This window comes from Kaistia sp. UC242_56, from assembly GCF_044452255.1.
Classification (GTDB): Bacteria; Pseudomonadota; Alphaproteobacteria; order Rhizobiales; family Kaistiaceae; genus Kaistia; species Kaistia defluvii_A.
The window spans coordinates 3383165-3392081 of record NZ_JBIOAN010000002.1 but is presented as its reverse complement, the minus strand read 5'-3'; the positions used below and the strand labels follow the sequence as shown (position 1 = coordinate 3392081).

Below are 8917 nucleotides of genomic sequence, written 5' to 3'. Positions count from 1 at the left end.
CGCGCACTCACGAGGGCTTGCGTCTATGCCGCCATAATCGCGGCATCAATCATCCTTTGGTGGGGAGTTCTCGATTTGCTTTCACGGCCGCTACCGATCTAGCGATCCGGCCGCGACGCATCATCTTCCTCGTCGGCGAAGGGATTGATCTCTCCTCGCATCAAATACTTCAGCTCCCACGCTGTCTCCTGACACCGACGGCAGAGTGGTTGGCAGGGAGCCCGCTTGACGTTGTGCCGCATGCACATGATCGCAGCGATGCGATCGCGCTTCGGGTTGGCCAGATAGGCACGAAGGGCCTGAAGGAGCAGGCGGGCGGTATCTGGCGTGAGCCGCACTTGCCTTTGCTGGCTGATCCTCTGTTCGAGCTTGGCCATTCCCGACCAAGGTGACAGCGGTCGATCTGGGTTCATAGTTGGTCAGGCAGCCGGCCCCGAACATACTCAAACGAGATCCTTTCGGAGCGGCTGTCGGCCAGCAGCAACAGTGTTTCTATGACCGCGCGGGCGTCCCAGCCGTGGGCTGCGAACAGGCTCTCAACCCGCTCGTCCAGTATTGCCCGTTCAACATCGATCACCTCGGCAGCTTGCCCCATGGCGGTCTCCTCTGGTCCGATGTTCCCATTCTGTTCTCGCGCTGAAGAGAGTCAATGAGACTAGGAGTTGAATCCTATGATAAGAAAAGGCGGCTCGCGTCCGGAGCCGCCTCCGTGCCGTTCCATCCGCCCCAATGTTTTTCTGACGCAGCGCGTAGCGCGGCGGCCTTTGTTACGGCTTTTCGCCGATCTGCCCTCGGTCGAAAATCTTTCGCGCCGCTCGAAAGCCGTCCGCGTTTTCGACGATCCACGTCCAAAGCGGAACCATCCGGACCAAGAGTTCCAGTCCCCTTTCGGAAAGCGAATACTCGACGTGAGGGATGACCTCTTCAAAGTCGTGGCGGATCACTAATCCGTCCCGCTCCAGGTGGCGAAGGGTGCGCGTCAGCATTCGTTGCGTCACGCCATGCATCCGCCGGCCGATCTCCGCGTGCCGCAACTGGCCATACACACCCAGCGTGTGAATAACGCCGAGCGACCAGCGATTGCCGGCATGCGCCAGCACTTCTCGCCGCACTCCATCGTCATCGTCCCTTAGGCCGTCGCAGACGGTCTGGGAATATTTCAGGACGTCGTCCCGGCCGAGGGATGTGACCCTGGTATCACGCATGTACCCTTCTTTCGCAGTCACCGATGGAATGCCACATCGACGCGGCAACCAGATTGAATGAGGCAGACTATGAACGATTCAGTTTCCACGGTGAAGTCGCGGAACATCCTCGTACTGGGCGCCGGCGAGCTTGGGATGCCGGTCCTGCGCAATCTCGCGCGCCGCGCCACGAATATCGACGGCGCCAAGATCAGCGTCCTGCTGCGCCAAAGCGCCGTTGAGTCCGGCGACCCTGCCAAGCAGCGCGACATCTCCGAACTTCGCGCGGCCGGCATAGAGATTGTTCTCGGAGATCTCGTAAGCGACTCGATTGATGAGCTGGCCGCCCTGTTCTCGCGCTATGACACGGTGATCGGCTGCGCAGGCTATGCGGCGGGCATCAACACCCCCATGAAGCTCGCCAAGGCGGCGCTTCAATCCGGCATTCCGCGCTACTTCCCGTGGCAGTTCGGCGTCGATTTCGAAGCGATAGGCCGCGGCGGACCGCAGGACATCTTCGATGCGCAGCTCGACGTCCGCAAACTGCTGCGTTCGCAGGACAAGACCGAGTGGGTCATCATCTCCACCGGCATGTTCATGAGCTATCTGTTCGAACCGGAGTTTGGCGTCGTCGATCTGGAGAACAGCGAGGTCCGCGCGCTCGGCAGCCTCGACAACGCCGTGACGCTGACCACGCCCGACGACATCGGTATGCTGACCGCCGAGATCGTGTTTTTCGAGCCGACGATCCAGAATGAGATTGTGTTGCTCGCCGGAGACACCGTCACCTATGGCGAAGTCGCCGATAAGCTGGAGGCGGCACTGGGGCGTCCCTTCAAGCGGTCGGTCTGGACCGTGCCCTTTCTGATGGACGAGTTGGCGAGCGATCCGAACAACATGATGCGGAAGTATCGGGCCGCCTTCGCTATCGGTCGCGGTATGTCCTGGCCTAAGGCGGGCACGTTCAACGAGCGCCAGAGTATCCCGGTCACCGACGTCTCGACTCTGATCGATACCGATCTGCGCGCCGGGCAGCGCGGACGGGGCCGGGCTATTTCACTATGATGGCACCATGGAACAGAAGCGAGAGCGCCGCATCCGTGACCGCTCCGGATGAAGGCCAAGGCCCTGCATGTCGGGATGGTCCGTGGCCTGCCCGGCAACTACGACCACCTCTATGACCATCTGTGCGTCTGCTCTGGTCCATGCTGCGGCAATCCCCGCCGCTGGTATGGCGAGCCGACGAGCAGGAGCGCCGGTTCCTCGCAGCCTAGCCCGCCACCCACCTGACGAGCGCCAACATGTTCCCGCCTATCACCCACAGCATCACAGCCCATAGACCAGCCACGAAGATCCAGGCGGCGAGGGGTATGCGAAGGCGACGGTAGGACATGGGGGCGCCCCAAGGCTCGCGCTGGGAGTCTGTAAGCGGTACCCAAGGCAGTACCCATAGCCCGGTCAGCGCGGATCCGCCGGCCTATTCGCCTATCGGCGCCAGCCCGGCCCGCACGGCCGCGCAGGCCAGCGCGACCGTCTTGGGGATGATGACCGGGCGGCCGTCGTCGCGACGGCTGCCGCTCTCATAGTTGAGGATTGTCCCTCTCGCGACGCCAAGCGCTTCCGCTGCCTGGTTCTGCGTCAGGCCCATTTCATCGCGCCAGGATTTGAACTGCTCGGGCGTCATGGTATTGTCCCTGGTGTGAGGGGGTGAGACGATCTACTTCCTCCGGTGGAGGCCGGGCTTTCGCCCGACCCCCGTTGTCCTAGAGCTTGATCTTCAGGCGCAGTTCGTAGCCGCAGAACCTGATGACCAGCCTAAGCCGGATTTTCAATCGTCTCACCCCCTTCCAACTGCCGGCCCCGATTGGCCGGTAAGGAATGTGTACTAAGGACACACTCCTCCGTCAATATAGAAGTGTACTGTGGTCTCTTTTATTTGGCGTGCAGTTCGGGTTTCGTCGCCATGCTGGCTTTCTTCGACAAGCGCCTCATCAGCGGCTTGTCGGTATGGCTCGCCTCGACGCGGATGTGCCATGTTCCATCCCGAAGTGATCCGATCTTGTCTGGGCGCGGGCGGGCGATGCCAGTCCACTCTTCCCCCGGCTCCAGCACGTGGGGCACGTTCGGCGGATAGCCAAGGTGCTGTGAATTGGGGAAGAGGACAGACATGCTCGGCTTCTTTCGCCACCGAGCCAGCCGGCTGTCGAACTTTTGCGCCCCCAGGCCCTTGATGGTGGTCCGTTGGTCACCCCTGTTCACGACAGTGACGATGACCACGCCGCGCTCGTATGCCCCAGGCTCTCCGCCGATCACCACCCCATCCTCGATCACCCGCATCTTGAGTTGAGGGCCGCTCGTCCACCAGCGCCTAACCTCGAGCGCAATCGCCAAGGTGCTGACGACCGCAGCATAGGCCGCGACATATGCTTCCGGTGTCCATTCCAAAGGCATCAGGCCCCCCTTCATTGGCCCTGCGCCTGCGGCGGAGGCCGGCATATTGGGCAATTCCCCGTTGTTTCATTATCCGCAAAACTGCGTGAAAGGGATATTGCGCGGCCTGCAATAACCGGAAGGATCCTTTTTCACGGCTGGCGTGAGAATTCCGAGGGGCCATTTGCACGCGCCGAATGCAAATCGGTTTGTCCTCGCCGGGCACGAACCGGACCATTGCACGCGAGGAATGCAATGATCGGCGGGGCACGTTGCACGCCGGGAATGCATCATCCGAAGCTATCGCCATGTGCGTGGCTCCACCTCAGCTCGGAGCAGGGCCCGGCAAGCAAGCAGACAGCACAAGCCGTCCCCCGGGAGGGTGACGCTTGTCGTGCTTGGCAAATCAGGGCATCTTGTCCGTGGGCTTGGAAACCCGGACTGAAGATAGACCGCGATCCTTTGGCGAGGATGTATGTCGTTCCCTTGGCGGGGAATGACTGCGGTCGAATAGCATCCGCCCTCGGGCGGAGAAGCTGGCAGCGCCTTGGCGGGCGCGCCGACCTGGCTAATATGGCCGGGAGCGGTGCGCTATGTCCAGAGGGTAGCTCCCTTAAAAGCGCGTCGGCCTGTCTCTTCAGCAGGTTTCCAACTCCCGGCTGCCCAGTCTGCCACTGGGCGCGGCCTTGGAAAGCCGTCAACTGAAGAGCGAAACATGATTCCCCATTTCAATATGGAAGGGCTCGCACTTGCGGGCGAATCGTCCCTCGCGGCTTTGCGCCGTCTGCGTGTGGAGGCGGCCGCCGAAGTCGAGCGCCTGATAGCGTTGCTTGATGCGATCGACGCGGATGTCGATCTGGAGCCAGGGGGCGATGATGAGCCGTCGCTCGGCGCCTGCGAAAGCCACCCTCACGCCTGGCTGCCGGACGAATACATCGACCAGACCCGATGGTCTGCCAGCGGAGTCGATGACCGAGAGGACGAGGACGAGCGGGAGGACGGCTGCGATGCCGAGCCCAGCCTCGGCTGGACGGCAAGTGGCGCCCTCGGCAGCGACAGCGACTGCGAGGACCAGGACGAGGAGGACGAGGACACCCACGACAGCGAGAGCGACCCGGCGGAGATGGGGATCGCGGACAGGGATGCTGCCGAGGATTTCCACCTAGAGCACGCTGCCATCGCGGCATTCCGCGACGACCGCGCCATCCGGACGACGGGGCAGCCGGTGCCCGAGCCATCGTGGCCGACCTGCGAGCCACGGCAACTGGACCCTCACTTCGCCGGCTTGATCCCGCATACCTCCATGAGTTCGACCGCCATTATTTGGTGAACTCCGAAAAAGTAGCGTTGTCATGGGCTTATGCCCTCGTCTTGGCGGTGATCCTGCCGCCAAGACACTTCTCCCTATTTTGTGGAAACTCCCATTGACGCGCGATATCGGCTCAGCCATACATTGTGGAGAAACTCCATAAGAGGTTTTGCCGTGCGATCTCGTGAACTCCAGCAGGAACTTGCTCGTACCTTCCGAGGGCGCTCGGCGAGCGATATCGACCAGCGCCTGCGCGTGTTGCGAGACTTTTATCGCCAGAAGGGCGAGGGGGGGATGGCATCGGGAGCGCGGGGGCTAGCTGCTCCGCACCTGACGTTGGAGGAAGTCGCAGCTCATGTGCTCGTCCTCGTTTCTCGACGTCCAGGAGACTTCCCCGAGGTCATCGGCAGGATGGCCGACTGTGGGTACGTGCCCCACCCTCTATTAGAGGGGGTGCCCGCTGGCCGTCAGGGACCGATGCGGCTCTTGACGCCCGGCCTGACCATCATCGCCGCTATCACGCTCGCTGTCCGTAGCTATCAGCCCGGTTGGAAAAACTTCGAGATCGCCGAGGACGGCGATCTCGCCTGGCTTTCGATCCGCGAAGGAACACCCTTGGGATACCGGGTAATGTTCGCGCAGGATCACGAGGCCGTCGCCAAGCACGTGCAGGAGTTGGCCGCTTCTTCTGAAGACGGCCCGGAGTGGAGCCGGAAGCTCCTCGCCTATGAGGAGCGGGACCGTCAGACCAGGGGCAGCCGGTTTGTTGTGAGCGCTATGGATCTCTTCTGGATGGGCCTCCGCGCCATCAAGAGCAATCCCGACTTGGCGGCAGAGTTCGAAGCCGAAGCCGAAGCCGCGGAAAGGCTCAAGGGCTAGATCATGGCACCCCGCGGGACATCATCGAGCAACGGGAAGGGCGCGGCATCGGCCTCGCTCTATAAGCCCGAGCACGAAATTGCCCTGCTGGTGCTCGGCGGCGACGCACGGCGATGGAAGGATGTCTCGGCGGTGCTGGAGCGGGAAGGTCTCCCTCGCGTCGACGCAATGACCGGCATGCGGTTCTGGCCGGCGGTTCAAGCATTTCTTTATCGACGCCACGGCTTGCGCCAAGATCATGTCCCGGCAAAAGCTGATGGGGACGAGACATGGTGAAACGGTCAGAGGCGCCCGGCCTCAAGAAGAAGCGGAATGCCGATGGCTCCTTCCGCTGGTATTGGGAAGCCCGCTCAGACCTCGTGAAGCGCGGGTACCGGCCCAGCACCGTCAGGCTGCACTATCCCGAGACAGCCGAGGGCGATGCGCAACGTGCCGCCCGATGCGGCATCCTGTGGGCTGAAATGCTCGCCTGGGACGCGGCAGGTGGAAGCATCCCGCCGGTAGGGTACGATGGAACGATCGGCAGCCTTGCACGGCTGTTCGCGTCGGATAAGGACGGGCCCTATGCGTCCGTCAAATGGAACACTCAGCGCCTTTATGACGGCTGCATCAAGATCATCATGGGGACGGTGCAGGCGAGGGCGGTTCGAGCTCTGGTGGGCAAAGACTTCGCCCTATGGCACCGAAACTGGGGGCTGCCCGAGAAGGACGGCGGGAAGCCCAGGCCCTACCGAGCCAAGCACACGATGGACACGCTGCGTCGGATCATCTCTTACGGGGTGACCTTGGGCTACGCCGACTGCATGCAGGCGGACACCATTCTCGGCAAGATGCGCTTCGCGTCGCCGCCGCCCCGCACGTCCTACATGCTTCCCGAGCATGTTGAGATGATCCGGGCCAAGGCTCATGAGATGGGGCTCGCTTCCGTGGCGCTCGCGACAGCCTTCCAGTTCGACCTCGCGATGCGCCAGAAGGACGTCATCGGTGAGTGGTTGAAAGTCACGGATGGTGAGGGCGGCGGGATTGTCGTCAAAGGCCGGCGTTGGGCGAATGGGCTGCTCTGGTCCGACATTGGGCCGGATCTGATCGTGCGCAAAAAGCACGTCAAGACCGGCTTCGAAGTTCAATACGACCTGCGCCTGGCACCGAATGTGCTGGCCGAAGTCGATCTGGTGCCGTCCGGTCGTCGCATCGGCCCGGTCATCGTCTCCGAGGCAACCGGCGAGCCCTACAAGTGGACCAAGTATCCAGAGAACTACCGGCGGGTCGCTGATGCTGCTGGTGTCCCGTCGACTGTCTGGAGCATGGATGCTCGAGCGGGAGCGATTTCCGAGGCCTACGCCGGCGGCGCCGATGGCACGGACGTCCAAAAGCATGCGGGTCACACTAACCCCCAGACCAGCGCAAAATACAATCGCTCAAGCCTGAAACAGACCCGCAGGGCAATGAGCCAGCGCATCGAGGCACGGACCAAGAACGAAACTTAAGGGACGTCTCAGGGACGTCTGAGGGACGTTTGTCGTAACTATCTGAAAAGAAAGGTCTATGTGATGAGAGGAAATAGCATGCGGAACTGCTCCTTTTCCTCATAGGCCATAGCGGCGCGGCAATAATCGATCACCGCGCTCCACGAGCCGAGGAGCGGGCGCTGACGCACCGCGCCTCGGGCGTAGCGGGTCGCCGCGGCATGGACGAGCTTCAGATGGGTCGCGACCGAGGCGCCGACGCCGGAAATCTCTACGAGCCGGGCTTCCGGCGCCGCCAGCACGTCGGAAAATGTGCCGAAGCGGGCCAGCAGCGCCTTGGCGATCGGCTTGGTGTCGCGCCGGGGCACGACCTGGAACAGGATCAGTTCCAGCAATTCGTAATCGGCGACGGCCTCGGGGCCGTTTTCACGGAAGCGCGCCTTCAGCCGCTCCCGATGCCCCGCATAGTGGGGTACATTTTGGAGATTGTCGTCGAACCCGCTCATTCCCCGGTCGGGTAGGGCGGGCAGGTATAGCCGCGCGGCGACAGGGTGAAGATCTCGCAGCCCGTGTCGGTGACGCCGACGGTGTGCTCGAACTGGGCCGAGAGCGAGCGGTCGCGGGTCACGGCGGTCCAGCCGTCGCGCAGCACCTTCACATGCGGCCTGCCGAGATTGATCATCGGCTCGATGGTGAAGATCATGCCGGCACGCAGTTCGACGCCTTCGCCGGGATTGCCGTAATGCAGGATGTTCGGCGTGTCGTGGAATACCTTGCCGACGCCATGGCCGCAGAAATCGCGCACAACACTGCAGCGCTCGGCTTCGGCATAGGACTGGATCGCGTAGCCGATGTCGCCGGTGGTGTTGCCGGGCTTCACCGCCGCGATGCCGCGCATCAGCGATTCATAGGTGACCTCGACCAGCCGGACGGCAGCGCGCTTGACGTCACCGACCAGGTACATCCGGCTGGAATCGCCATACCAGCCATCGACGATATAGGTGACGTCGACATTGACGATGTCGCCATCCTTGAGCGGCTTGTCGTCGGGAATGCCGTGGCAGACCACATGGTTGATCGAGGTGCAGGTCGACTTGGTATAGCCGCGATAGCCAAGCGTTGCCGGCAGGGCGCCATGGTCTGCGCCGAACTCGTAGACGAAGCGGTCGATCTCGTCGGTGGGGATGCCCGGCTTGACGATGTCGGCGAGGCCGTCGAGGCAGGCCGCGGCCAACTGGCCCGCGCGCCGCATCGCCGCGAAGGCTTCGGGGCCGTAGAGACGGATCTGCCCGGTATTCTTCAACGGGGTGGCATCGGCATCGACATAAGTGACCATGTGTGTACTCCGTGCCCCGCCAGCACATCATCGAGTGGACGCGGGGACAAGCCTGAATATGAGATTTTCCCCCGATCTGGCGTATCGGGCGGCGAGTTACAAGAGGATTCGCGTCAGGCGGCCGCAGCACCACGTCGTCCGGGCGACGTGCCACCCTCTGTCATCATCCTGAGGCGCTTCGCGCAGCGAAGCCTCGAAGGAGCATCCAGCAGGCTGATGCTTTCCTGCAAGCCAGTTCCTGGACCCTCCTTCGAGGCCCGGCTACGCCGGGCACCTCAGGATGATGGTCGAGTTTTGGAAGGCAGTCCTGGCC

12 protein-coding genes are annotated in these 8917 nt (G+C 62.5%); 5 read left to right on the top strand and 7 right to left on the bottom strand.

Annotated features, from left to right (window positions below; genetic code table 11):
- Positions 1-98: 98 nt before the first annotated feature.
- The 3 genes from ACHMWQ_RS18735 to ACHMWQ_RS18725 all read right to left on the bottom strand — a co-directional run bounded on the left by ACHMWQ_RS18735 (position 99) and on the right by ACHMWQ_RS18725 (position 1205).
- Positions 99-377, bottom strand: coding sequence for a hypothetical protein (locus tag ACHMWQ_RS18735; RefSeq protein ID WP_396308615.1), 279 nt, complete (start codon positions 375-377; stop codon positions 99-101).
- A 32-nt stretch (positions 378-409) separates the two neighbouring features.
- Positions 410-595 carry a hypothetical protein gene (locus tag ACHMWQ_RS18730; RefSeq protein ID WP_396308614.1) on the bottom strand — a complete coding sequence of 62 codons (186 nt, stop codon included), beginning with the start codon at positions 593-595 and terminating at the stop codon, positions 410-412.
- Between the two features lie 172 nt (positions 596-767).
- The gene (locus ACHMWQ_RS18725) at positions 768-1205 is read right to left on the bottom strand and encodes a winged helix-turn-helix transcriptional regulator (protein WP_396308613.1); all 438 of its coding nucleotides are present in this window, start codon (positions 1203-1205) and stop codon (positions 768-770) included.
- 69 nt (positions 1206-1274) lie between these two features.
- Here ACHMWQ_RS18725 and ACHMWQ_RS18720 point away from each other — a divergent pair, with 69 nt between their 5' ends.
- Positions 1275-2249 carry an aromatic alcohol reductase gene (locus tag ACHMWQ_RS18720; protein WP_396308612.1) on the top strand — a complete coding sequence of 325 codons (975 nt, stop codon included), beginning with the start codon at positions 1275-1277 and terminating at the stop codon, positions 2247-2249.
- Between the two features lie 412 nt (positions 2250-2661).
- Here the strand turns inward: ACHMWQ_RS18720 and ACHMWQ_RS18715 are convergent, their stop codons facing one another.
- A complete protein-coding gene (locus ACHMWQ_RS18715) occupies positions 2662-2868 on the bottom strand; it encodes a helix-turn-helix domain-containing protein (protein ID WP_396308611.1) in 207 nt (68 codons plus the stop codon).
- A gap of 248 nt (positions 2869-3116) precedes the next feature.
- Positions 3117-3635: a hypothetical protein gene (locus ACHMWQ_RS18710; protein WP_396308610.1), complete on the bottom strand. Its 519-nt coding sequence runs from the start codon at positions 3633-3635 to the stop codon at positions 3117-3119.
- Positions 3636-4329: 694 nt separating this feature from the next.
- On the opposite strand from ACHMWQ_RS18710, the gene ACHMWQ_RS18705 reads away from it, so the two are divergent.
- From ACHMWQ_RS18705 to ACHMWQ_RS18690, 4 genes are all read left to right on the top strand, one after another.
- Positions 4330-4944, top strand: a complete 615-nt coding sequence (locus tag ACHMWQ_RS18705; protein ID WP_396308609.1) for a hypothetical protein — start codon at positions 4330-4332, stop codon at positions 4942-4944.
- A 465-nt stretch (positions 4945-5409) separates the two neighbouring features.
- Positions 5410-5802 (top strand): hypothetical protein, encoded by a 393-nt coding sequence (locus tag ACHMWQ_RS18700; protein WP_396308608.1) that lies wholly within the window; start codon positions 5410-5412, stop codon positions 5800-5802.
- Between the two features lie 3 nt (positions 5803-5805).
- Positions 5806-6078 (top strand): hypothetical protein, encoded by a 273-nt coding sequence (locus tag ACHMWQ_RS18695; protein ID WP_396308607.1) that lies wholly within the window; start codon positions 5806-5808, stop codon positions 6076-6078.
- Positions 6072-7289, top strand: a complete 1218-nt coding sequence (locus tag ACHMWQ_RS18690) for an integrase (protein ID WP_396308606.1) — start codon at positions 6072-6074, stop codon at positions 7287-7289. Before ACHMWQ_RS18695 ends, ACHMWQ_RS18690 begins: the two co-directional genes overlap by 7 nt.
- Positions 7290-7345: 56 nt before the next feature.
- On the opposite strand, the gene ACHMWQ_RS18685 is transcribed toward ACHMWQ_RS18690, so the two are convergent.
- Together ACHMWQ_RS18685 and map are read right to left on the bottom strand one after the other, a co-directional pair.
- Positions 7346-7774: a RadC family protein gene (locus tag ACHMWQ_RS18685; protein WP_396308605.1), complete on the bottom strand. Its 429-nt coding sequence runs from the start codon at positions 7772-7774 to the stop codon at positions 7346-7348.
- Entirely contained in the window at positions 7771-8604 is an 834-nt protein-coding gene (gene map, locus ACHMWQ_RS18680; protein WP_354550156.1) for a type I methionyl aminopeptidase, read from the bottom strand. The genes ACHMWQ_RS18685 and map overlap by 4 nt, the downstream gene beginning before the upstream one ends.
- Between the last annotated feature and the right edge of the window lie 313 nt (positions 8605-8917).